Consider the following 24,118-nt stretch of genomic DNA (forward strand, 5'->3'; position numbering starts at 1 on the left):
GACCTATCTGATAGCGCTATGATGATGTTTCGTTCGATCCTGTTCGTGATCTGGATGTACGGCCTGATGGCTGTGCTGGGGATCCTGTTCCTGCCAACCCTGATCCTGCCCAAGCCGGTGATCTTCTGGGGCATCCGCCAGTATGCAAGGGGCCTGATCTGGGGCCTGAAGGTGATTTGCGGGATCGAGGTCGAGATTCGCGGCCGCCAGAACATGCCGCGCGGAACGATCATCTATGCCGGCAAGCATCACTGCATGCTGGACGTGTTCATCCCGACACTCGTGACGCCGCAGCCCGCCATCATCCTGAAACAGGAATTGCTCTGGTATCCTTTCCTGGGCTGGTATGCGCTGAAAGCGGCGATGATTCCGATTGACCGGGCGGGGAACACGAAGACGCTGAAGAAGATGGTCACCGAGGCGAAGGACCGCGCGGAGGATGGCCGACAGATCGTGATCTTCCCGGAAGGGACGCGCACGGCCCCCGGCGCGGAACCGGCATATTTTGCCGCGGGGATCTCTGCGCTGGCGAAGGGAATCGAGGCGCCCATCGTGCCGGTGGCGACCAATGCGGGCCTGTGCTGGCCGAAGCGAGGCCTGAAACGCAGCAAGGGCAAGATCGTCTACGAAATCCTGCCGCCCATCCCGGCGGGCCTGCCACGCAAGCAATTGATGGCCCGGCTGCAATCGGAACTGGAGTCCGCCACAGACGCTCTTGTCGCTGAGGGGCGCACCGTGCAGGGTCGCCTCGCCCGATAACCCCTCCTGTCAGGACTTCTCAATGGTCGAACCCTCCACCACCCGGAAAAAATCCCGTTTCTGGCTGTACCTGCCCTTTGTCCTGCTTCTGATCCTTGTCGGCGCATGGACAGGCTATTGGCTCTTTGCAAAGGCGCAGATCGACAAGGGCATCGACCAGTGGATCGCGGATGAGCAGACACGCGGGGCGGTGGTCGAGTATACCGCCAAGTCGCTGGGCGGGTTTCCGTACCGGTTTGAACTGGTTGTTGACGATCCGGTCTACCAGCCGGTCGGCGCGTCGCGCTGGGAAGGTGAACAGCTGCGCCTCGTGATGCAGCCCTGGAACTGGCAGCATGTGATCGCCTATTCGCCGGGCCGCAATCTCGTGACCGAGACGGGCGGTCTGCGCCAGACGGTGACGGTGGACAAGACATCGGCGGCGAGCTTTTCCTGGAATTCGGAGACCATTGAGCGGATCGGGCTGCAATTGGGCAATGCCACGGCGCTGATTGATGGCGAGACCTATGCGGCCAGTGGCTTTTCCCTGAATCTGAAACCCCGCGACGGCGCCGAAGACGATCTCATGATCGCGGTGCAATGGGACCGGCTGGTGATCAATGCGGCGCCGCAAGGGGCCGAGTTCCTGGGCGACACGATCGGGCCGTCGCGCCTGATTGGGGAAGTGCGCAGCTTCTTCCCGGCATGGATCCGCAGCGGCGGCGATACGAGCCGGTTCCACCGCGCGCTGGTGGAGGAAGACGGCACGGTCGAGATTGCGCAGGCACTGCTGGATTGGGGCCCGCTGAATCTTGGCCTGAAGGGCGAGATTGCTTTTGACGATGGCCGGGCGAATGGCTCATTTGGCGTACGCATCGACGATGCGGATGAATTGCGCGACGCGCTGGAAGTGTCCGGCCGGTTGGGCCAGCAGGAGAATGCCATGCTGACCATGTTGGAAACCTCCTCCGCCGATGGGGGCTTCCTGACCTTCACCATCAAGGACAATGAGGTGAAGATGGGCCTGATCCCGCTCGGTACGCTGCCGGAGCCGGGCTATTGACCGCGCCCTCACGGCGGAAGCTGACAGCGGCGTGCAAGACGCTCGCCGCTGCAGACCCCGCGCTGGGACGAGCCTATGAGGAATTGGGCGTGCCGGAATGGCGGGTGGGTGACCCCTGCTACGCCGCGCTGAGCCGGTTGATTGCCTATCAGCAGCTTTCCACCAAAGCGGCGGGCACGATCTGGGGGCGGACCGAAGCGATGTTCGGCGAAGTAACGCCGGAGGCTGTGCTGGCCGCAGATCCGGAGGAAATCCGCGCGTGCGGCATGTCGCGGCCCAAGGTGCGTCACATGGTGTCCATTGCCGAGGCGATGACGACCGGCCTGCTCGATCTGGAGCGCGTGTGTACGTCAGACCTCGATCTGGCCCGCAAGGAACTCGTGTCCGTGAAGGGAATCGGCCCCTGGACTGCAGAATTGTTCCTGCTCTATTCGGTGGGCGCGATGGACGCCTTTCCGGTCGGCGATGTCGGCCTGATGGAGGCGCACAAGCTGCTCTCCGAGGCTGAAACCCGTATGGAAATCAAGGAATTCACGGCGCACGCAACCTGCTGGCAGCCTTATCGCGGCGTCGCGGCCCATATGCTCTGGGGCTGGATCAATGACCGGCGCGCCAAGGCGGCCCAGCCGAGCCCTCAGGCCTGACAGTCCGTAAAGCGTTGCAAAACGCCGGAACTGTCATAATCTCATTATGTGAATCACCTAAAGCAGGGGCGAGACGAAAAGGAGCTACGCCTTCAGTCGGTTCGAGCAAACATATTATCTCAGGCTTATGGAGGCGCTCCATGGCTGAGATCATTTCGGCCCCCCCGAGCGGCCGGCCCGCTCTGGTATTGAATGCCGATTTCAGACCTCTTTCCTATTATCCGCTATCGCTCTGGCCCTGGCAGGAAGTGGTGAAGGCCGTCTTCCTCGATCGTGTCGATATCATTGCAGAATATGATTATGTCGTACGCAGCCCGAGTACGGAATTCCGTTTGCCGAGCGTCATTGCGCTGAGGGATTTCGTCCGGCAGGACCGCCCGCCGGCCTTTACCCGCTTCAACGTCTTCCTGCGCGACGGGTTTGAATGTGCTTATTGTGGCACGTCCGAAAACCTGACCTTCGACCATGTCATCCCGCGCTCCAAGGGCGGTCGGACGACATGGGAAAACATCGTTGCGGCGTGCAGCCCGTGCAATCTCCGCAAAGGCGGCAAACTGCTCAAGCAGACGGACATGCATCTGATGCGGCGCCCGGCGCGGCCGAACAATTACCAGCTTCAGGAGATTGGCCGAAAATTCCCGCCGAACCACCTCCATGAGACATGGATGGATTATCTCTATTGGGATATCGAACTGGAAGGCTGATCCGTACGGTCAGGTCCAGTCATAGGCACGTCGTGCCTGCTCTATATGGGCGACCTTTCTTTCAAGCGCTGACCAGTCATCCGATTCCGCAATTGGTTCCCAGACCGCCTCGACCTCCTCAATCAGAAGGCTGACCGGGGCAGGGGCTTGAAAATAGGCGTGCTGCAGACGTTCAGGCCGGACCGGCGTCCGGGCCAGAAGGTCTTCGCGTACCGGGGTGAAGCGATCCTCCTTGTAGAGTGCAGCCTGTGGGGAGGCGGCGGCGCGTGATGCGCTCTCCCGACCGCCAAACCAGTCGAAGAAGGTTTGCGGCCAGCTTGCGCCGGTTTCGGTCATCCAGGCATAGAAGGCTTGCAGGAATTCGGTATCCGTCTGCGGATCGCCCAGCGGGGCGATGCCAAGGAGGGCGTGCGTGTGGGCGACGAAACTTTCCTGATACGCGCGTTCATACGGCTTCAGCCCTGAGGCGAGGTTTTCGGCCTCGGCCAGCGGCAACAGCGCCGAGGCGAGTTGCTGCAAGGCCCAGCCAGCCTGAAGAGGCTGACGGCCAAACCGGTAGAGACCCTGCTGGTCGAAATAGGCGGCGGTGAAGTTGGGGTCGGAGACAGGCAGGAAGCGCCACGGACCGAAATCAAAGGTCTCGCCCGTGACATTGAAATTGTCTGTGTTCATGACGCCGTGTACGAAGCCGGCGGCCATCCACTGGCCGATCATGTGGCCGGTCGCATGGGATATGGCGGAGAGCATATTCACGACCTGCTGGCCCATGTCTGCATTCTCTGCCTCCGGATGGAAATTCTTCACGACATAGTCGACCAGCCGGGCGAGGTCCTTGTCCTGTTCCAGATAGGCGAGGCGCTGGAAGCTGCCGAACCGGATATGGCTGTGGGAGAGGCGGGTGAGCACGGCGGAGCGTGTGGGGGACGGCTCATCATTGCGGGCGAGCTGTTCGCCGGTCTCGATCAGCGCGAAGGGCTTGGAAGTGTTTACGCCGAGCGCTTCGAGATAATTGGCAGCGAGGATTTCGCGGACGCCGCCCTTGAGCGTCAGCCGGCCATCGCCCTGCCGGCTCCAAGGGGTCTGGCCGGAGCCTTTCGTGCCGAGGTCCAGCAGACGGCCCTGATCGTCACGCATTTGTGCGAAGAGGAAGCCGCGACCGTCGCCGAGTTGTGGGTTGTAGGTGCCGAACTGGTGACCGTGATAGCGCAGGGCCAATGGGCGTTCGAGATTGCCGGGCAGGGGATCAAACCGGCCGAAATGTGCGCCCTGGCGCTCCGCATCGAGATCTCCCAGTCCGATGTCGGCAGCCCACCGCGCGTTCCAATAACGCACAGTGCGCTCAGGGAAATCGGCGGGATCGACCGGGTCTGCAATGAAATCGGCAATGTCGAGAATAGGGGAGGAAGAGGTCATGCGCTCTCACATAGGGGCTGAATGCAGAAAGGGCGACCCGCTGGGCCGCCCTTTCCAGGAAATCGCTGTAGAAGCCGATCCTAGTATTCGTAGGTCAGCTCGAGACCGACAAGACGGCCTTTCTTGAGCGGTGAGAAGGTGCCAAAGGCCGGGAGCGCCGGGTAGGAATAGTTCTGCCCGGTCGAGAGCGGGCCCGGGAATGGCAGCTGGGTGTCGTTACCCGCCTGAACTTCGTCGAGGAGGTTCTTGCCGTAGATCGAGGCGGCGAGGCCGTCGATCGGGGTTTCCCAGGTCAGGTTCGCGTCCAGCATATTGGCGGACTGAATCCAGCCAAAGTTGCTGTCGGTGTACGCGATGCGGTCACGATACTGGTAGTTGACCTGACCGACGAGCGCGCCGGAGTCACCCATATCGATGTCCTTGATCAGGCCGACGCCCCAAGTTGCCTGTGGCACGCGGGGGAGGTCGAGGGCCAGATCGCTGGAACCGACAACGCCGTCTGCATCGAGATCGAAGAAGACGTCATCATAGGACGCATCAATCATGCCGAGATTGAACGTGGCGAGCCAGGAGTCTGCGAAGGCGATACGTCCATCAACTTCAACACCGGTGATGGAGGCATCTGCCGTGTTGATGATGTTCTGGACAACACCGGACGCGCCGGCCGTGTTGACCTCACGCTGCATGTTCTGGATCGCGGTGTGGAACACGGCGCCATTGACCTGAATACGCCCATCTTCGCTGCTGGTCTTGAAACCAACTTCGAAGGCATCGACTTCTTCCTCGTCAAATCCGAAATCGCCGGTCTGGTTCACGAAGTCGAAGAAGATCGGGATATCGGTGATGCGGAAGTTATAACCACCAGAGCGGAAGCCCTTGGTGTAGTGACCATAGGTCTGGAGATTGTCAGTCCAGAAATACTGAAGACCGACTTTTGGTGTCCAGTTGGACCATTCATTGTCATCGCTGAAGCCATTTGGCTCCTGTGCCAAACCGCCGGTGATAAGCGAGATCAGGGCGTTGGTGCCGTCCGGCGAGCAGGTGCCGCTGACAACCGAACATTCACCGCGTGGGCGGATGTAGATGACGTCTGCGTCTTTTTCTTCATTGGAGTAGCGCAGGCCAAAGGTGGCCACCAGCTTGTCCGTGAAGGAATAGTCGACGTTCGCGAAGGCACCCCAGACGGTATGGTCCTGACGGCCACCGCCATAGAAGCCCCACGGGATCGTTGCTGGCAGCGCGGCCGGACGGGTCGTCGGCAGGTTACGCGTTTCGGTGTAGGCGATTTCCTGTTCGAAATAGTACAGGCCCGTCGTCACGTCGGCTTTGCCGAATGTACCGGCATAGCGCAGTTCGTCGGAAATCTGCTCCTGTGTGAATTCCGAAACGGAGTGGAACAGGGTGTAGGGCGTCGCATCAATGTCGCCGACCGAGCCGGAATCGAGGTCACGATAGCCGATGATGTTGGTGATGCGGCCATTGCCGAAATCAACATCATAATCGGTGCGCAGCGAGCCGAAGACCGTTTCGGCTTCTGCCAGGCCTGGCTCGTTGATCGAGAAATCGAACGAGTCCCGGTCGAAGTAAGACCGGTTCTGGCCGGACGGGCCGTCGCCGCGGCTGTCGGTGTACTCGATCTTGCCGAGGAAGGTCAGGCGTTCCGTTGGCGTGAATTCCAGGGCGCCGCGATAGGTTGCGGTCTGAAGTTCGCCGTGATTGTCGCCATTGTACTGGTTTTCGAAATAACCGGCATCGGTCGTGTAGGAGGCGCCGATCTTGCCGTTCAGCACGCCTTCGATCAGCGGGCCGGACACATAGCCCTGAACGGTGGCGCTGGCGCCGCCGCGGTCTTCATCAACCGGGCCGTCGACTTTCGCGCCGACCTTGTAGGTGAATTCGTCCGACGGATTGCCGGTGTTCACAACAACAGCGCCGCCGGTCGTGTTGCGGCCGAAGAGCAGGCCTTGCGGGCCGCGCAGGATCTCGATGCTGTCGACGTCAAACAGGTCGACCACCACGCCGGTGTTCACGCCGAGGTAGACGCCGTCGATGAAGACGCCAACGGCCGGATCGATGGATGGGATAGAGGAGTTCACGCCGAGACCGCGAATGGCGAAGTTCGCCGTGCCGCGGGACGTGCCGACATCATCCAGGGAGACGTTTGGGGAGGAGTAGGACAGGCTTTCCAGCGTGGTGACGTTCAGCGCGTCAAGCGTGTCGGAGTTGAAGGCGGTGACAGCGACGGGAACGTCCTGAACGTTCTCGACGTCTTTTTTCTTGGTGGCGGTGACGGTGACCGTTCCAAGCACGCGGTCGATCGCGGATTCGCGGTCGGATTCGGCTTCCTGAGCCTGAGCGTTGGTCGCAATGAGAAGGACGGCAGACGCCGTCGCAAACAACGAATGTTTGAGGTGCATAGCAGTTTCCTGATTGTGTTATTTATAGTTCCGGGAGGGTATTTCGGAGCCCGCTCTTCATGGCGGGTTGCTACAAAAGTAATCCTAATTTCGGCGGATTCAGCCTGAAAAGGGCAACAGGTTGAGGGTTTGTCGTAGACTGTAACATATACGCCACAATCAGGCCCGCTCTGGTGAAATTTGTTCAGAAACTAGGCAGCACTACCCCTGGGGAGACCTTACGACAACGTTGTAACATAAACTGACGTACATGTTTCAGAAGCGAAATATTGCGCTGCACAACAAGATTACCCTATTCCCCCGCGGAAGCAGACATATGCTGTTTCCGAGTGAGACAAGAACCGGACTTCAGATCCGGTCGCTCACATCACGGGAGGAAGTATATGAAACACCAATTTAGAATGTGGATGAGTGCGTCTTGCGTTGCGCTGGCAATCGGTATGCCAGCCGTCGCGCAGGAGGAAGAGACCGGGAGGGAGCTGCGGCAGTCGACCGTGACCGTGACCGGCTCGTTCATCGCGGGCACGCCGGAAGATGCGGCCCTGCCGGTCGACGTGCTGACCGCCGGAGACCTGAAACTCGAAGGCCAGCCTTCGATCACGGAATTGATCCGTAACCTCGGCCCGTCCTCGGGCGTGGATGGGCAGACCAATCAGTTCTCCTCGAACGGCCTGGAAGGTACGTCCAACATCAATTTGCGCGGCCTTGGACCGGCCCGGACCCTGGTCCTGATCAACGGCCATCGCCAGACTTATCACCCTTATTCGATCGGTGAGCAGGCGCAACTTTTCGTTGACACAAACAACATTCCGACTGCCGCTATCGGCCGGATCGAAGTGCTGAAAGACGGCGCGGCGGCCCTGTACGGCTCCGATGCCATTGCCGGCGTCGTGAACTTTATCACCAATCAGGACCTCGACGGGTTTGAAGTCGGCGGATCATATTCGCAATTCGATGGCTCGGATGGTGAGTATGACATCTCTGCCGCTTATGGCCTTCAAGGCGACAATTTCAACTGGGTGACGTCGGTCGGCTACAGCAAGCGCAGCGAAGTGCTGCTGAATGAAAAGGACTGGGCAGTTCTGCCTTATGATCAGAACCCGGTTGGGGGTTGGTCCTCGCTGTCCAATCCAGGGTATTACGCGGTAATCGGTCCACGGCCTGACTTACCGGGCGGCTACGGTGCAATAGGTTCGTTTAATGATTCTGGTTGTGAAGCGGTGGGTGGTACTAACGTTTCGGGAACCTGTCGCTTCCAGTTTACGAATTTCGACAATCTGGTCGAAGAAGAGGAACGTTATCAGGTCTTTTCCGAGTACAACCGCGATATGTCCAATGGAGCGACCCTGCATCTCGAGGCTCTCTATGCATATTCGGATGTGCCTAGCTGGAAAACGTCACCTTCCTATCCGCCGCAAGCACTGCTGAATCAAGATGTGCCTTTCGATCATCCTGGACTGCTGCAATATCTCGCTGAAAACCCTAGCACGACCATACCTAGCTCCGCAGTCGGCTTAAAATTCATCGGCCGTTCGTTCGGCTGGGGCGGCTTCCCCGGCACTGGTAGTTCGCAGGAAGGTTACCGCACGAATGAGACCTGGCGGGCGGCTGGTTCCTATGCCGGTGACTTCGACAATGGGGTCCATTATGATGCGGCGCTCAGCTATTCGGCCACGGAAAGCGAGCGCCTGACCAATGACACCTATATTGTTGGTCTAACCTCCGCGCTGCGTGGTTTTGGTGTCTGTACAGATCCGAATACAGGCGTCGATCCGGCCACGGGTACCGTGCCGTACGCGGCCGGATATACCGGCTCTCTCGTGGCCGGCGGCGGGTCGTGTGAATACTACAACCCGTTCTCGAACGCTATTCCGGCGAATGCCGCGACGGGACAGGCCAATCCGAACTATGTGGCAGGGCTGGAAAACTCCGTCACGCTGGCGGACTGGATCACCGATCCGAGCCTGACCGTCGCCAACACGGACCTTCTGGTCTTTGACGGCGTGCTGTCGGGCCAGAGCAATGTGCAGGCTGCAGGCGGTAGTGTTGGCTGGGCTGCGGGCGTACAGGTCCGCCGCGAAAGCTACAAGCTTGAGCCATCGGCCCTGACCGATCTGGACGTGACGCCGGGACCCGGCGGCACGGGGCCTTATTCGTTCCTTGCCGGGACGAATGCCGCAGATGAAGACCAGACCATCTTCGCCGTCTTCGGGGAATTGCAGGTGCCACTCTTCGAGACGGTCGATATGCAGTTTGCCGTCCGCTACGAGGATTATGGCGGTGACATCGGCTCGACCTTCGACCCGAAAGTGGCCGGCAAGTGGCAGGTGAATGACAGTTTCGCCCTGCGCGGTTCCGCCCAGACCTCGTTCAAGGGTCCGACGCTGAACCAACTCGGCGGGGTCGCGACGACGCTGCAGTTCGTTGCCCCAGCCTCGGCGTTCAAGGCGGTCGACACGTATGGCAACCCGGATCTGAAACCGGAATCGGCCTTCAGCTTTAACTTGGGCGGCATCTATGAAGTCGGCAACTTCTCTGCCTCGCTCGACTATTACAATTTCGACTTCTCTGATCCGGTCATCGTGGAAGAGCAGGCGAATATTGCGGCAGCCGCTGTGGCGGCTCTTCAGGCAGGTGACTTGTCGGCACCGATCCTGAACCGGATCACCTTCAATGATCCAAACAATATTGTCACCGGCACGCAGGCATCGCCCGCCGCCGGGTCGGACATCGCCCGTATCCGCACAAACATCACCAATGGTCCGGACATCCAGACCTCCGGTGTTGATCTGCGGATGCAGAATAGCTGGGATCTGAGCAACACAGCCGAGTTCACCCTGGGCACCGATGCGACCTACATTATCGAGTATGAGGTCGACCCTTACTTTGTTGAAGGTCTCGGTATCGGTGGCGGTGACTATGTCGGCCAGTTCAACCGGTCGAACTTCACCCGGTCCATGCCGCAGTGGAAAGCAAACGTGTTTGCGAACTACGCCCTCGGAGATCACAATTTCCGGGCGGTCATGCGTCATATCGACAGCTACAAGGACGAGCGCGCGGCTGCGGCCCGTGGCGGGGTTGGCGAGAATATCGACAGCCAGACCACATTCGACCTGTTCTACAATTTGCAGTCAGAGGCCTTCGGCGGCTTCGACTTCGGTCTGTCCGTGGTCAACGTGACTGATGAAGATCCGCCATTCGCGGCCTTCGACGTCAACTATGATCCATATACGCACAACCCCTTCGGTCGTACGTTCAAGATCAGCGTGACCAAGCGTTTCGGCGGCAGCAACTGATTGCCATCGAATGCAGCACTGGGGGCGGCCTTCGGGTCGCCCCCTTTTTTTATGTAGGGGTCAGATGGCGCCGAGCGCCCGGCCGGCTTCGACGCCGGCATCCCGGATGGCGATCCGGACAGCATCCGACAGGGCGGTCATGTTCATGAAGCCATGCACCATGCCAGGATGTTCGCGGACGCTGACGCGCACGCCAAAGCTCGCCATCTTGTCGGCATAGGCGAGGCCTTCATCCTTCAGCGGATCCCAGCCGCACAGGACAAAGTGCGCCGGTGGTAGCCCCTTGAAGGCGTTCGGCTCAGCAAACAGGGGCGAGACACGCGGGTCCATGCGCTCGGCATCCTGACCGATATAGGCGTCGCGGAAATATTCGAACAGGTTCGCCGAAATGAAGAAGCCGCCTTCCTGAAAGGTCATCTTCTTTGTGCGGATATCCACGAACTGGACGAGTGGGTAGAGCAGGAGCTGGAAGGCAGGGCCCTTCTTGCCGGTGCGCAACAATTCCTGGGCCAGGAAAGCAGACAGATTCCCGCCCGCGCTGTCGCCGCACACGGCCAGCCGACCGGGATCGATGCCGCAGGTGTCGGCATGGGTCGTGATCCAGTTCCATGCGGCCAGCGCATCCTCATGGGCGGCGGGAAATTTATGTTCCGGGGCGAGGCGGTAGTCGACGGCGATGACACGAGAGCGCGCGCCTTCGGCGAGCCGCTTGCAGATCATGTCATGGCTGTCGAGATCCCCCAGCACAAAGCCGCCGCCATGAAAGAAGACGATGCCGGGGCCGGGCGGAATGCCTGCGCCGAGGGGCGTATAGATGCGTGCCTTCATTGGCCCGCCGGGGCCGGGGATGGTGATCAGGGAGATGTTCGCCATTTCCGGCGCGTCCCGCTCGATGGCGCGGCTGGCGACATAGAATTGCTGACGCAGCCTGTCCACCGAACCTTTCCAGTCCATCGCGGAAAAGTCCGGTAACTGGAATTTGTCCATGAATTGGCGGAAGGTCTGGTCAAGGCTCATGACGGCTAAATGGGGGTAAAACGGGGCCTTGTGAAGACGTCAATACGCCGCCAAGGTGGCAGCATGAAAACCGTTGACGTCTTCTGGTCGTTTCGTTCGCCGTATTCCTATCTTGCAACGAAACGCCTGCGCGCCTTACAGGCGACATGGGATGTGCGGGTGCGCCCGCGCCCGGTCTATCCGATTGCCATACGCACACCGGAATTCTTTTCCGAAGTCCGGCCGCAATGGGTGCCCTATCTGATGCGGGACATTGTCCGCCTGTCGCAATATCTCGGCTTGCCGCTGGGCGCACTCAACCCGGACCCGGTGGTGATGAACATGATGACCCGCGAGATTTCCGCCGAGCAGCCGCATATCGGGCGGCTGACGCGGCTCGGCATCCTTGCCTGCGAGGCAGGCGATGAGGCGGGCTGGGCCTTTCTGGACGAGGTGTCGACCCTGATCTGGTCAGGCGGGGCGTGGACCGAGGGCACTGCGCTCAGCGATGCGGCCACGCGGGCCGGGTTTGACCTGGCGGAGCTGGATGCCCGGCAAGAGTCCGAAGCCGAGCGGCTGGAGGGCGTGATCTCCGAGAACCAGGCCGCGCAGGATCCGCATCATTGGGGCGTGCCGCTGATGGTGTTCGAAGGCGAGGCCTTCTTCGGACAGGACCGGATCGATGTGCTGGAATGGCGACTGGCACAAGCGGGCGCCACGAAGACATAGCCTAAAGCTTTGACAGGCTTTTCAGCTTGCTCAGATCCCCGTCATCGAAATCCGCAGACCGGATGATTTCGGCGAAGGCCCGGCCCTTCGTGCCCTGAGGCAGTGTCTTCAAGGCCGTAACGGCCGTCACGCCGAGCTGGCACATGTCGAGCGAGGCGAGCGCGGATTCCGGGGGGCCATCCGGCCCGGATGCCAGGATGAGCGGCATGATCTGCGGGTCCGACATCAGGGACATGGCGACGCCCTGGAGGGCGGCTTCGTCCTGATGCGTCAGCGCGCCATGTTTGACGGGCGCGGTGCGCGCATCCTCGATGGCCACGAGGGCAAAGCTGATCGTGTCGAAGGTGTAGTCTGACAATTCCGCGCCGAGATCGGCCAGATCGGACGCCGCTGCCATCTGGCCGGACAGGCCGGAAATGGTGTTGAAGTCCTGATACCGGCTTCCGGCACACCAACGATGCCTGGATCTGGACGCGCTTCTCAGCTGGCTGCGCGTCATGTCCAGCCATTTGTCGACATGGCGCATGTCTGCTTGCGCAAGCTTCGATTTGTGCCGGGCAAGTACCTCGCCGGCTGCTTCCATTGCGATCTGTATGTGGTCGTAAGGGTCTGTTATGGCGAGACGGCGATCGAGACTGGCATATGCGTCAGGATCGACCCGGTCGAGCGTGGTGAGAAAGTTACGTGCGGATTGTCCGGAAAAGGCCGCATACTGGGCCTCTATCGTGACTGTGGCGGCCTCTGTCTGCGCAAGCGTCAGGCGATTACCCGCATCCGGCTTTGGAAGGTTGAGGACAGCCAAAAAGGCGCCGGCCACGACGGTCAGCGTGATCGCGCCAAAGACGAGCGTGTTGCCACCTGATGATTTCTTTCCGCCACGTGCGTCAAACGTCATGGTACATCCCCCGATGAGACAAAAAATGTATCGGGAAAATCCTGACAAAGACTTATCGGGTCCATTTGGGCGGATATTCCGCCAAAAGACCAGTGGCTGCGGGACTATGCCGTCAGGCTTCGGCCTCTACCGCAGTCACCACACGCGAGAGGGCGCGCTGCATCAGGTCCTTGTCCAGTGCTTCGGCCATGACACGGATCAGGGGTTCGGTGCCGGATTTGCGCACGACCATCCGCCCACGGTCGCCCAGAATCTCGTCGGCCTCAGCCAGGGCGGCCCGCACCAAGTCCGTTTCCATCGGGTTTTTCCCGTTGAAGCGGATATTGACCAATTCCTGTGGCGCCGGATCGAACACGCGTAACACGTCGGAGGCGGGACGGTTCCTGGACGCTACGGTCTTCAGGACCTGCAGGGCGGCCAGCAAGCCGTCGCCCGTGGTGGAGACATCAGACAGAATGATGTGTCCGGACTGTTCGCCGCCGAGATTGAACCCGTGCTGGCGCATGTGCTCACCAACATAGCGGTCCCCCACCTTGGTGCGGGCGAGCGTCAGGTTCAGGCCCTTCAGATATTCGGCCAGACCCATGTTCGACATGATTGTCGCCACCATGCCTCCGCCGGTGAGACGGCCGGTGCGATGCAGTTCCCCTGCAATGAGCGCCATGACCTGGTCGCCATCCACTTCGGCGCCCAGCTCGTCGATCACGATCACGCGGTCGGCATCTCCGTCAAAGGCAATACCGATATCGGCACCGGACTGGATAACGGTGGATTTCAGATGGTCCGTGGACGTTGATCCAACGCCCGCATTGATGTTCAGGCCATCCGGCCTGTCCCCGATGATTGTCAGGTCTGCTCCGAGTCGGCGCAGGGCAGCCGGGCCGACCTCGAAGGCAGCGCCATGGGCGCAATCGAGGACAATCTTGAGGCCGGAGAAATCAATGTCCGTACCTACTGTTTCGAGGCAGCGTTCAAGGTAGAGCATGGTTGCCCCCGTCATCCGGTGAGGGGTGGCGATGGCAGGCGGTGCGGCGAAGCCCCCTTCGAAAGCGGTCGCCATGCCTGTCTCGATGGCTTCTTCCTCGGCATCGGCCAGCTTGATACCGTCAGGGCTGAACAGCTTGATGCCATTGTCGTCCGCCTTGTTGTGAGAGGCGGAGATCATCAGGCCAAGCGCGGCGCCGGCCTCCCGTGTCATTAGGGCAACTGTTGGGGTGGGGACAATCCCCAGCAGGACGGGTTTCAGTCCCATGCTTGTCAGGCCTGCGATCAGCGCAGCTTCGATCATGCCGCCCGAACGGCGCGTGTCACGACCGATAACGACTTCGCGGCCCCCGTCCGGCGCGAAGGTGCGGGCCGCCGCGATGGCCAGCCTGAGCGCGGTCTCTGCTGTCATGGGGGGCGTGTTGACGCGGCCGCGAATACCATCGGTCCCGAAATATCGACGTACCATGCTCTAAATCCTCCACCCGCGATTCTGGCAGGTTTACCGTGAAAAATCGAGATCGAGACTCAGGCGGGGGTCACATCGCCATAGACGATGAAGTGTGGGTTGTCATAGCCGCGCTCGGTCTTGCCATAGAGCAGGGGCGCGCCCTCTTCTGTCAGGACGCGACCACCCGCAGCTTCGACCACGGCGTGACCGGCCGCCGTGTCCCATTCCATGGTGCGGCCCATGCGGGGGTAGAGATCGGCTTCACCGGCCGCGATCAGGCAGAATTTCAAGGAAGAGCCCGCGCCGACCGTCTCAGCGACGTCGAATTTTTCGAGCCAGTCATTGGTTTCGGCAGAGCGGTGGGATTTGGAGGCAACAGCTGTCAGGCCTGCAGGCGGCGCTGGCCGGATCTTGATGGGCGCGCGGGTGTCGGGCACCGGCTGGCCGGGCGCGACCCTGGCCTGCCAGGCTGAATTGTGACTTTCGGCCACGAACAGCCGGTCCTTGGCCGGGGCGTACACGACCCCCATGACCGGGCGTCCATGTTCGATGATCGCAATGTTGACAGTGAATTCGCCATTCTTGTTGACGAATTCCTTGGTGCCGTCGAGGGGATCGACCAAGGCGAACCGGGCGCCATGTTCCGGCACTCTGCCTTCACTGAAGGATTCTTCCGCAATCACGGGCAGGCCGGGCTCGGCCTCGGCCAGACCTTTCAGGATGAGCACTTCAGCGCGCTGGTCGGCTTCTGTGACGGGGGAGGCATCGCCCTTCCGTTCAACATCGAAATCGCTCTCATAGATGTCCATGATGAGCGCTCCGGCATCGAGGGCAATCCGGGCAAGCTGGTCTGCTGTAATCGTCACTATCTCTGGTCCCCTGATCAAATTCCGGCTCTTCCTGTCAGCCGCCCCTGATGGAGGCAACCCAAAATGCGTGTGACGTTGACGCGGCCGGCTTGCATCGGCAACATCCACGCACTGGCCGCCACAGAGGGTGAAGATGATATCGCGTCGTCACATGCTACTTCTCGGAGGCGCTGCGGCCATGCCGTGGCCCGGTCGGACACAGGAAACCCCCGTCACGCCCAGGATTGCGCTGATCATGGGGAATGCGGCCTATTCCAGCGGCATTGGAACGCTGGCGAACCCGATCAATGATGCCCGTGTCGTAGCCGACGGGATTCGGAATTGTGGATTCCAGCTGGTGAGCGGCGACATTGTCCGCGACGCGGATCGGTCGTCCATGATGAGCGCGATTCGGGACTATGTGAATTTACTGCAGGCGGCCGGCCCGGACGCCTTGGGGTTCTTCTACTATTCCGGCCATGGAGCGGCCCGAGAGACAGGCGGCAATTACTTGATCCCGGTGGAAGAGGCCGACGTGCTGGATGACGGACTGTGGGACGATTCGGTCTCGCTTGATTGGCTGATGGAGAAACTGGACGCGCTGGAGGCGCCGAGCGTGGTGGCGATTGATGCCTGCCGGAACGTTTTGAAATTACCACAAGCTCAGCGGTCGCTTGGTGGGGGCGAATCTTTTCGGGGCCTTCGCCGGACTGCCGGCGGGGCAGGGGAGCGCAACATGTTCTTGTCCTTTGCTACCTGGGAGGGCGAGACAGCCAGCGACGGCCGCGCTGATGACGGCAATGGACCATATGCTGGCGCGCTCGGGACACGGCTCAATGAACCTGCAACCACCGTGCGCGACATGTTCGAACAGGTTCGTCTCGACGTGCTTGAGAAAACGCTGCAGCGGCAGGAGCCGATGAACCTTTCCCGCCTTCAGCGGCGGTCGTCCGATATCAAGATCGGATCCTGGACCTTGCAGGAGGAGGAGGGATTGCCTTCGCAGGATCGGCCGGTCTTGCGGCAGGCGCTGGTTTTCTCGAACGAGTATCGTGAGTCTGACGGATTTCGCCTGCCCAACACGATGGCCGATGGAGAGAAGGTGGCGACGAGCCTGCTGTCGAGCGGCTACGAAACCATGCATGTCCGAAACTCTGACCGGGGCGCCTTTCAGGATGCCGTCTCCGGATTTCAGAATCGCTTGAAGGCGGCGGGCCCGGCGGCCGTGGGCCTTGTCTATTTCGCCGGGTACGGCACTTCCCTGGAGGGCGAGAATTACCTGATCCCGGAGGGTCCAATCCCCTATGACAAGAGTGGGGTGCGGGAGGAGGCCATCAAGCTGGCCGAACTGGTGACACAGCTGGAGACCGCGGCGCAGGCCATCATGGTGCTGGTCGATTGCGGACGGCCGTTCAAGCTTGGAGGTCAAAAGGGCATCGAACCCGGATTTTCGGAAAGCTTTGGGCGTGACAAAGTCGTCATCGCCTATGCCGACGCGCCGGGCGAGCAGCATGATGATGGCGCGGCGGAGTCGCTGTTCGCAGATGCGTTTGCGCGCAATGTGTTGTCAGAAGACCGCATAGACATCGAAGCCGTGATGACACGCGTCTCCGAAGATGTCCGCGATGCAACGGATGGACAGCAAAGACCGTGGTTCCAGACGTCTCTGGAACTCCCGATCTTCTTCCGAGCGGATATTGTCGCGCCGGTAGAGCCCCTGCGAAAAACGCGGAAACCCTACCGAAAGCGCTAATTCATCACATCAAGCAGTTCGACTTCAAACATGAGGTCGGCATTCGGGGGAATGGGGCCGCCGGGCGTGCCCTGCGCGCCATAGGCGATGTCGGACGGGATATACATAAGCCAGCGATCACCGGGCTTCATCATGCCGAGCGCCTCGACCCAGCCGGGGATCAGCCGGTCGGAGGGGAACATTTCCGGCTGGCCGCGTTCGAACGCGCTGTCGAACATCTCGCCGGTCTCTGCGAGGCGGCCCTCATAGTAGACGGCGACCATCTGGCCATTGACCGGGCTGGCGCCGGCTTCATCACCGCTGTCCAGCACGACATATTGCAGGCCGGACTCCGTCTTCTTCACTTCCGGCAGGTCAGGGTTCCACGGTATGTACTTGTCCCACGCGTCGGTGTCGGCCGATTTCGGCTCCAGCACTTCGACGAGTTCGACCTGGAAGACGAGATCATCACCCGCCTTGATGACGTCGCCGCGATTGCGGTTGCCATAGGCGAGGGCGTTCGGAATGTAGAAGAGATAGACATCGCCCTCGGTCATCTGTTGCAGGCCCTGGGTCCAGCCCGGGATGACCTGATTGAGGCGAAACATGGAGGGTGAACCACGATCATAAGAGGAGTCGAACTTGTCGCCGGCCGCGGTGCGGCCTTCATAATGGACGCGCACCATGTCGGTCGGCACGGGGTTGGCGCCGCCATCGGGGCCTTCCTTCAGCACGATGTATTCCAGCCCGCCCATGCCCGTCTCCACACTGGAGCTATCGGAATCCCAAGGCAGGTATTTCTGGAACGTCTCGTCGAGATTTGCCGTGTCGGTACTGCTGCTGCAGGCAGCGAACAGAAAGGTGGCGGCGATAGCGGCTGTAATGGTCCGGATCATGTGACTCTCCAGTGAGCAGGGATGTTCAGTCTGGTTTAGGGGGGTCTCGCCGCCAAGTCACCTCGGCGACTGGTTATGGTCAGAGTGAGCGGGGCGGATAGCCGGCCAGTGCCAGGGCGTCGATGACTTCTTGGGTGTGCTGGGCGTCGCGCGTCTCGATGAGAATGTCGAATTCGGCGCCCTTGGCCGGCACATCCAGCGCGATACGATTGTGCGCGACTTCCATGATGTTCGCGCCCTGGTCCCCGATGATCTTTGAAACAAGCGCAAGCAGGCCCGGACGATCATCGCCAATGATGCGGATCGAGGCGAGACGATGCTCGCGGACCAGGGCGCGCGTCAGGACTGAGGACAGCAGCCGCGTATCGATATTGCCGCCGCAGAGGACAAGACCCACCTTACGGCCCTGGAAGCGCGAGGGGTGGGCAAGCAGGGCGGCGAGGCCGGCGGCGCCTGCACCTTCGGCAATCGTCTTCTCGACCTCGACATATAGCGTGATGGCGCGCTCGAGATGCTCTTCCTCGACGAGGACAATCTCATCAATCAATTCGGCGCAGATCTGGCGGGTCAGTTCGCCAGCTTCCTTCACCGCGATGCCTTCGGCAATCGTGGCGCCGCCTGTTTTGGGCGTCTCCCCGCGCAGGGCGGCATACATGCAAGGATACATGGCGGCTTCGACGCCGATGATCTTGATGTCTGGCTTCAGGGCCTTGGCGGCGATGGCAATGCCGCTGATCAGCCCACCGCCGCCAATCGGCACGACCAGCGTGTCGAGATCCGGGTTCTGCGCCAGCATTTCGAGGGCGATCGTGCCCTGACCTGCGATGATGTCGGGATCATCGAAAGGGTGGATGAAGGTGAGATTGTCGCGCTCGCACACTTCCATGGCGTGCTGCTTGGCCTCGTCGAAGATCATGCCTTCCAGCAGCACGCGGGCGCCATGGCCGCGTGTATGCTCCACCTTGCTGAAGGGGGTGGTCTTGGCCATCACGATGGTTGCCGGGATGCCGAGGCGGCGGGCGTGATAGGCCACGCCCTGCGAATGGTTGCCAGCCGAGGCCGCGATCACACCGCGTTGCTTCTCGTCATCGGTCAGTTTCGACAGCTTGTTCAGCGCGCCGCGCTCCTTGAAGGCGGCGGTGAATTGCTGGTTTTCGAACTTCACCCAGACTTCTGCGCCCGTAATCTGCGACAGTGTCCGGGACAGGTTCAGCGGCGTGCGAACGATCTGACCGTCGAGCAGGCTGGCAGCCGCTTCGATGTCAGCTAGGGTCACGGGCAGGTTGGGGGTCTGGGTATCGGGCATGATGAGCCATTCTTAAGGGTGCAAAACGCGCGCACCCTATGCCTGCGGTCCGGCAAGGGCAAGGCTGGAACTACTCCTGCACGTCGAGGCTGCCGATCCATTCCCGGACGAGCGCGAGGCCGTCTTCATCGACCACGCTGCGGCCGAGTTCCGGCATGGCGATGCCCGCCTCGTCAGAGCCCATGCGGAAGACGAGGATCGACTGGTCGGGTCGGCCCGGTTCCACGACCATGATCCGCCCGCCTGAGCCCCGCCCGGCTGCGGTCGGATGCTTGCCGAGGCCAATTTTAACAGGGTCGGATTCGTACCAGCCGAGCCAGAGGCCGGAATTGGAGGCGGACCCGTCTGCCTTGTGACAATGGGCGCAGTTTATATCGAGATAGGCGCGGGCCCGGGACTCGACCGGAAGTCGGGTGTCCCAGACGGCCGCAACGATGGGCGGATGAGCGGGTATGCCGTCAATCATGCCGCGGCGCTGCCAGTGGGCAAGCTGGTTGATGCCGGCCGGGCCGTCATGGTTCAGGTTTCGCGCCTTCGGTCCGATGGGCAGCACGGCGTCGCCGCTCTGGTGACAGGTCTTGCACTGGTTCTTGTTCGGGACAGCGTAGCGGATAGACAGCGGGGTGCCGGCGGGGTCGATCATGTCGAGATCCACCTGCTTACCGGCGGGTGCGTAGACCGCTTCGGTGCCGGCCGCATTCCAGACATAGGGAAAGGCGGCCCAGCCGTTTTCCTTGTGGATCAGGAGTCTTGTCTCGACCTTGTACTGGCCTGTCTCGGGCGCACGCATGTCTGGTGCAAAAGAGAACGTCTTTACCAGCACTGTGCCGACAGGAAAATCGAAGACGTCGGTTGCGGAATATTTCGCCTCCTGATCTCCGGGCACAAAGACAAAGCGGTGCTTGATCGCATGATCGGAGAACAGCGGATTGACGAGGTCGTAAGCGACGACGCCCTTTGCGGGCTGCGCCCTGGCCTGATCAGCAAACAATCCGTAGTCCGACAGCGCCTTCGCGGGTGTGTCACTCAGGATGATTTCAAGAGAAGGGGGTGCGACTTCGTCCGTGCGGCCGCTGCAGGCAGATACCAGCAGAAGGGCAGCAAGGACAAAGCGCGCAATCATCGGATCGAGGGCTAGCTTTCATCCTGCGGCAGAACGACCGCTGCAGGCCGCTCTACCGGCATGGCCGTTGGGCGTTGGTTCGAGGGTGCGATACTGGCCGGGTCAAAAGGGTACTTGCCGATGCCGAGGTCCAAGAAGCCGACGGACTCGTCTTCCTGGATGGAAATATTGGTGGTCGGAACACTGCCCGTTTCCCAGGTTGCGACACCATCGGCCACAATGGCCGGAAGCTGTCCGCCGATCGCTGCGGCGATCGGTTGCAGCATGCCCTGTGCATCATCGCCGCCGCCCGAATAGGAATTGCCGGTCAGCACGACATCGCGCGGGATCGGATTGTAGGTTTCGTCACTGAATGGCTCGGGATAGGCGGTCAGCAGGACATGCGCGGACCGGTTGTTGGAGAATGTGTTGGAGAATACATGTACGTTGCGGTTAGCCATGATGATGACACCGGTCCCGGACGGCACACCGGCCACGATATTGCCGGCGGGGGCGAAATTGCGTGTATTGTTGTCCATGATCTCATTGTCGAAGATGCGGGTCGAATGCCCACCTGTCTGTGGCAGGTCCGGCAGGTCGAAGACGAGGATGCCGCCCGTATTGTAGCGGGTCGTATTGCCATAGACGTCTGCATGCATCGAATTCTCGATCTCGATGCCCGCCACATTGAACTCTGCGAGAGAGTTACGGACGATGATAATATTGGACTGGCCGACATAGATGCCCGCATCGGAGGCGCCGCGCACAGTGACATTTTCGACCAGCACATCCTGCGATTCGACCGGATAGACGCCGTAGGCGCCGTTGGTCTCGTCAGGGTCGCCCGACCATTCGACGGTCAGGTCGCGATAGGTGATCCGGTCAGCCCCCTTGGACTTGATGCCGTCGCCCTTGGTGTCGCGGATGGCAAAGCCGGTCAGCGTGACCCCATCGGAGGTCACCAGCAGGCCTTCGCCCGCGCCGGTCTGTCCGGCGAAATCGAGAATGGTCTTGTCCTCGCCCGCGCCCATCAGAGTCACGCCGTTGACATCCAGCGACAGACCCGTCTCCAATTGGAAATGGCCTTCGGGGAGGCGGACCGTGCTGCCGGGTTCGGCTTCGATCAGGGCGGTCTGGAGGTTGGTGGCGAAGTCGCCCTCGACGGATACAAGGCCCGCGAGGTCAGGTCCGACCGCATCATCCTTTGAGGCCGGTTGGCCACAGGAGGCCAGAAAGGCCATGCTCAGACAGGCGGAGCCTAGAATGGTCCACTTCATAATCAAACCCTCCCCTTGGTTGATGAAGGAATTTCATACCAAGGGGAGGGAAAGGCAAGAATTAGTTTGGAATGCGTCCTAGTGCACGCTCAACGGTTTGAGGTCGTGCGACCGGGCGGCGGCAAAGGCGGCTTCGCGCCCCTGAACCACAGCCAGGTGGATTCCGTCGGCCGATGCCACGACGAACAAGTCTTCTGGTTCGTCGATCTGGTCGATCGTATTCGCGGGAAGAATTCCCGAAAGCTCTCCGGCATCAAGATGGCGGATGTACACGAAGGCATCGCTTTCAAACGGGTTCGTTTTCAGGTCTGTTGTCATCGTTCCAATCCTTTCCGTCACAAGAGACAGACATGCCGAACTACGGAACGATCTGTTCCACTGTTCCTAATAAAAATGGGGGATAAAGGTTCCCGTTCAAGGACCGGACTGGGGCATCTTGGAGGCAGGGCATCACGATAGTGTGCGGCCTCAGAGGCTAATATTCATGCAGGGTTCAGGAAGTATGACCTTCACGCGCGCCCGGTGCGGGGGCGGGGATGAAAATGGTGGAGCCAGACGGAATCGAACCGACGACCTCTTGCATGCCATGCAAGCGCTCTCCCAACTGAGCTATGGCCCCGAACCGGAAGCGACGCAGTTACATCCGCCGCTTCCGTGATTCAAGTCTATTTTTCATCTTCCTCGTCATCGAGAGTCAGATCGTCGTCGTCATCATCGCCATCGGCGTCGATTTCAAAGTCTGTATCCTCGTCATCGTCGAGCAGGACGTCATCATCATCATCGTCGACACCCTCTTCATTGAAGCCGGCCGGTACTTTGGCAGGTGTATCGCCGTCTTCGTCGTCTTCGGAGGCACCTTCGAGGATTACTTCCTCTTCGTCGCCGCCAAGTTCTTTCGCGGTTTCTTCGTCGGCTTCATCATCCTCGTCGTCATCGCCATCATCATTGCTGCGCGCGGCGGTGTCGTCTTCGTCCTCATCATCCTCGTCATCATCTTCGGTCTTGACCGCAGCCTTTGCGGCCTTGGCTTTCACCTTGGTGATGGTGGTGCGGATGACTTCGTCTTCGGGATCAAACTCCTCGCCGCATTTCGGGCAGGCACAGGGGCGTTTGTTGAGGTCGTAGAAGCGTGCCTCGCAGGACGGGCAGACCTGTTTGGTTCCAAGTTTGTCTTTCGACACGGGCAACAGCCTCCTTTTGGGTCTTCTCTGAATTTGATATGGGCGGGCGCTTGCCATGAACGCTGCACACTGTCAAAGCCCCATTTCACGTTATCAATCAACCATGGAATGTACCTGAAATGGTCTGGACCAGCAGTCCCGTAAAAAGTCTCAAGGGCGTAGTGCGCGCGCCGGGGGACAAATCCTGTTCTCACAGGGCTCTGATCTTTGGAGGTCTGGCGGCAGGAACAAGCCGGTTTTCCGGCCTGCTGGAAGGCGAGGATGTCCTGCGTACGGGGTGGGCTATGGAAGCTCTCGGCGCGACCGTGAAACAGACTGGACCGGGCGCGTGGGAAGTGACCGGCGTCGGGGAAAAGGGCCTCAACCAGCCTGACAAGGTACTGGATTTCGGCAATTCGGGCACGGGATCGCGCCTGATGATGGGTCTGGTCTCGGGCTATCCGATCAATGTGGAGATGACGGGCGACGAAAGCCTGCGCTCCCGTCCGATGAACCGCATCCTGAAGCCGCTGCGCCTGATGCGCGGCCTGGATACGGCCGGGCCGGATGGCAAGTTGCCCTTCGCCATTGTCGGAACCGAAAGCCTGAAGGCGATCACCTATGTGCCGCCGGTGGCCTCAGCGCAGGTGAAATCGGCCGTCCTGCTGGCAGGACTTAATGCAGTCGGGACGACCATTGTCGAAGAGACGCGTCAGACACGCGACCATACCGAACGCATGTTGAGAGGCTTCGGCGTCGAGGTCGGCACGGAGCGCATGTCGGGTGAAGGCGTGCGTGTGTCGCTGGCGGGCGGGCAGAAACTGACCGCGATCGACGCGGCCATTCCGGGCGATCCGTCTTCGGCCGCCTTCCTGGTTGCCGCCGGCATTCTCTCGCCGCAGGGCGATGTGATGGTCGAAGGGGTCATGTCCAATCTCACCCGGTCTGGCTTTTATGATGTCGCGAACCTGATGGGCGCCCACCTTGGCGCCGAGGAAGCTGGCGACGCAGCCGGCGAGCGGCTGATCAACATTCATGCGGGTTCTGCGCCCTTGTCCGGCAAGGCCGTGCCGGAGCGGCTGGTGCCGTCCATGATTGATGAATTCCCGATACTGGGCGTGATGGCGGCCTTTGCTAAGGGTGAAACCCTTGTGACCGGCGCCGAAGAGCTGCGCGTCAAGGAATCCGACCGTATCGGCGCGGTGGTCGCCATGCTTCGCGCCAATGGTGTCGAGGCCGAGGAGCGGCCGGATGGGTTCGCGGTACAGGGCTGTGGCGGACCGCCTCCGGGCGGCGGACTGGTCGAGACGCGCCATGATCACCGGATTGCCATGAGCGCCCTAATCATGGGGACAGCTGCGCAGAAGCCGGTCCAGGTTGACGATATCTCGATGATCGCGACGAGCTATCCGGACTTCCTGACTCATATGCGCGACTTGGGAGCAGACATTTCCGAAGGGTAATTGC

20 protein-coding genes and 1 tRNA gene are annotated in these 24,118 nt (G+C 60.6%); 8 read left to right on the top strand and 13 right to left on the bottom strand.

The features are described 5' to 3' along the window. Positions 1 to 18 precede the first annotated feature (18 nt). The 4 genes from V7660_RS00570 (at position 19) to V7660_RS00585 (ending at position 3,149) form a co-directional block, all read left to right on the top strand. Entirely contained in the window at positions 19 to 759 is a 741-nt protein-coding gene (locus V7660_RS00570) for a lysophospholipid acyltransferase family protein (protein WP_335601168.1), read from the top strand. Between the two features lie 22 nt (positions 760 to 781). Then, the gene (locus V7660_RS00575) at positions 782 to 1,801 is read left to right on the top strand and encodes a DUF2125 domain-containing protein (protein WP_335601169.1); all 1,020 of its coding nucleotides are present in this window, start codon (positions 782 to 784) and stop codon (positions 1,799 to 1,801) included. After that, the gene (locus V7660_RS00580; protein WP_335601170.1) at positions 1,798 to 2,445 is read left to right on the top strand and encodes a DNA-3-methyladenine glycosylase family protein; all 648 of its coding nucleotides are present in this window, start codon (positions 1,798 to 1,800) and stop codon (positions 2,443 to 2,445) included. Before V7660_RS00575 ends, V7660_RS00580 begins: the two co-directional genes overlap by 4 nt. Positions 2,446 to 2,585: 140 nt before the next feature. Further along, positions 2,586 to 3,149, top strand: coding sequence for an HNH endonuclease (locus V7660_RS00585; protein ID WP_335601171.1), 564 nt, complete (start codon positions 2,586 to 2,588; stop codon positions 3,147 to 3,149). A 9-nt stretch (positions 3,150 to 3,158) separates the two neighbouring features. Here the strand turns inward: V7660_RS00585 and V7660_RS00590 are convergent, their stop codons facing one another. Both V7660_RS00590 and V7660_RS00595 read right to left on the bottom strand, forming a co-directional pair. Then, a complete protein-coding gene (locus V7660_RS00590; RefSeq protein WP_335601172.1) occupies positions 3,159 to 4,562 on the bottom strand; it encodes a protein adenylyltransferase SelO family protein in 1,404 nt (467 codons plus the stop codon). An 80-nt stretch (positions 4,563 to 4,642) separates the two neighbouring features. Beyond that, positions 4,643 to 6,979, bottom strand: a complete 2,337-nt coding sequence (locus tag V7660_RS00595) for a TonB-dependent receptor (RefSeq protein ID WP_335601173.1) — start codon at positions 6,977 to 6,979, stop codon at positions 4,643 to 4,645. A 383-nt stretch (positions 6,980 to 7,362) separates the two neighbouring features. Between V7660_RS00595 and V7660_RS00600 the strand changes: the two genes are divergently transcribed. Beyond that, complete coding sequence (locus V7660_RS00600) at positions 7,363 to 10,275, top strand: TonB-dependent receptor domain-containing protein (RefSeq protein WP_335601174.1); 2,913 nt, start codon at positions 7,363 to 7,365, stop codon at positions 10,273 to 10,275. 60 nt (positions 10,276 to 10,335) lie between these two features. Here V7660_RS00600 and V7660_RS00605 read toward each other — a convergent pair whose 3' ends face one another. Beyond that, positions 10,336 to 11,292 carry an alpha/beta hydrolase gene (locus V7660_RS00605; RefSeq protein ID WP_335601175.1) on the bottom strand — a complete coding sequence of 319 codons (957 nt, stop codon included), beginning with the start codon at positions 11,290 to 11,292 and terminating at the stop codon, positions 10,336 to 10,338. A 63-nt stretch (positions 11,293 to 11,355) separates the two neighbouring features. Here V7660_RS00605 and V7660_RS00610 point away from each other — a divergent pair, with 63 nt between their 5' ends. Further along, positions 11,356 to 12,000: a 2-hydroxychromene-2-carboxylate isomerase gene (locus V7660_RS00610; protein WP_335601176.1), complete on the top strand. Its 645-nt coding sequence runs from the start codon at positions 11,356 to 11,358 to the stop codon at positions 11,998 to 12,000. A 1-nt stretch (position 12,001) separates the two neighbouring features. Here the strand turns inward: V7660_RS00610 and V7660_RS00615 are convergent, their stop codons facing one another. The 3 genes from V7660_RS00615 to cysQ all read right to left on the bottom strand — a co-directional run bounded on the left by V7660_RS00615 (position 12,002) and on the right by cysQ (position 15,199). Beyond that, positions 12,002 to 12,895, bottom strand: a complete 894-nt coding sequence (locus V7660_RS00615; RefSeq protein WP_335601177.1) for a hypothetical protein — start codon at positions 12,893 to 12,895, stop codon at positions 12,002 to 12,004. A 112-nt stretch (positions 12,896 to 13,007) separates the two neighbouring features. Continuing rightward, complete coding sequence (gene glmM / locus V7660_RS00620) at positions 13,008 to 14,348, bottom strand: phosphoglucosamine mutase (protein ID WP_335601178.1); 1,341 nt, start codon at positions 14,346 to 14,348, stop codon at positions 13,008 to 13,010. A 59-nt stretch (positions 14,349 to 14,407) separates the two neighbouring features. Next, positions 14,408 to 15,199, bottom strand: a complete 792-nt coding sequence (gene cysQ / locus V7660_RS00625) for a 3'(2'),5'-bisphosphate nucleotidase CysQ (RefSeq protein ID WP_442910014.1) — start codon at positions 15,197 to 15,199, stop codon at positions 14,408 to 14,410. Between the two features lie 151 nt (positions 15,200 to 15,350). On the opposite strand from cysQ, the gene V7660_RS00630 reads away from it, so the two are divergent. Then, entirely contained in the window at positions 15,351 to 16,931 is a 1,581-nt protein-coding gene (locus V7660_RS00630; RefSeq protein ID WP_335601180.1) for a caspase family protein, read from the top strand. Here V7660_RS00630 and V7660_RS00635 read toward each other — a convergent pair. The 7 genes from V7660_RS00635 to V7660_RS00665 form a co-directional block, all read right to left on the bottom strand. Next, positions 16,928 to 17,806 (bottom strand): FKBP-type peptidyl-prolyl cis-trans isomerase, encoded by an 879-nt coding sequence (locus V7660_RS00635; RefSeq protein WP_335601181.1) that lies wholly within the window; start codon positions 17,804 to 17,806, stop codon positions 16,928 to 16,930. The genes V7660_RS00630 and V7660_RS00635 overlap by 4 nt on opposite strands. A 79-nt stretch (positions 17,807 to 17,885) precedes the next feature. After that, positions 17,886 to 19,088 carry a threonine ammonia-lyase gene (locus tag V7660_RS00640; RefSeq protein ID WP_442910015.1) on the bottom strand — a complete coding sequence of 401 codons (1,203 nt, stop codon included), beginning with the start codon at positions 19,086 to 19,088 and terminating at the stop codon, positions 17,886 to 17,888. Positions 19,089 to 19,182: 94 nt separating this feature from the next. Further along, complete coding sequence (locus V7660_RS00645; RefSeq protein WP_335601183.1) at positions 19,183 to 20,235, bottom strand: SO2930 family diheme c-type cytochrome; 1,053 nt, start codon at positions 20,233 to 20,235, stop codon at positions 19,183 to 19,185. Between the two features lie 11 nt (positions 20,236 to 20,246). Then, on the bottom strand, positions 20,247 to 21,491 hold the full coding sequence (locus V7660_RS00650) for a parallel beta-helix domain-containing protein (protein WP_335601184.1): 1,245 nt from the start codon (positions 21,489 to 21,491) through the stop codon (positions 20,247 to 20,249). Positions 21,492 to 21,569: 78 nt separating this feature from the next. Then, positions 21,570 to 21,809 carry a DUF1150 family protein gene (locus V7660_RS00655; protein ID WP_335601185.1) on the bottom strand — a complete coding sequence of 80 codons (240 nt, stop codon included), beginning with the start codon at positions 21,807 to 21,809 and terminating at the stop codon, positions 21,570 to 21,572. A 225-nt stretch (positions 21,810 to 22,034) separates the two neighbouring features. Further along, positions 22,035 to 22,110 (bottom strand) — tRNA-Ala (locus V7660_RS00660). 46 nt (positions 22,111 to 22,156) lie between these two features. Next, positions 22,157 to 22,672 carry a TIGR02300 family protein gene (locus V7660_RS00665; RefSeq protein ID WP_335601186.1) on the bottom strand — a complete coding sequence of 172 codons (516 nt, stop codon included), beginning with the start codon at positions 22,670 to 22,672 and terminating at the stop codon, positions 22,157 to 22,159. Between the two features lie 119 nt (positions 22,673 to 22,791). On the opposite strand from V7660_RS00665, the gene aroA reads away from it, so the two are divergent. Next, positions 22,792 to 24,114 carry a 3-phosphoshikimate 1-carboxyvinyltransferase gene (aroA, locus tag V7660_RS00670; protein WP_335601187.1) on the top strand — a complete coding sequence of 441 codons (1,323 nt, stop codon included), beginning with the start codon at positions 22,792 to 22,794 and terminating at the stop codon, positions 24,112 to 24,114. The last annotated feature ends 4 nt before the right edge of the window (positions 24,115 to 24,118 follow it).

Source organism: Hyphomonas sp., from assembly GCF_036964145.1.
In the GTDB taxonomy this organism is placed as follows: domain Bacteria; phylum Pseudomonadota; class Alphaproteobacteria; order Caulobacterales; family Hyphomonadaceae; genus Hyphomonas.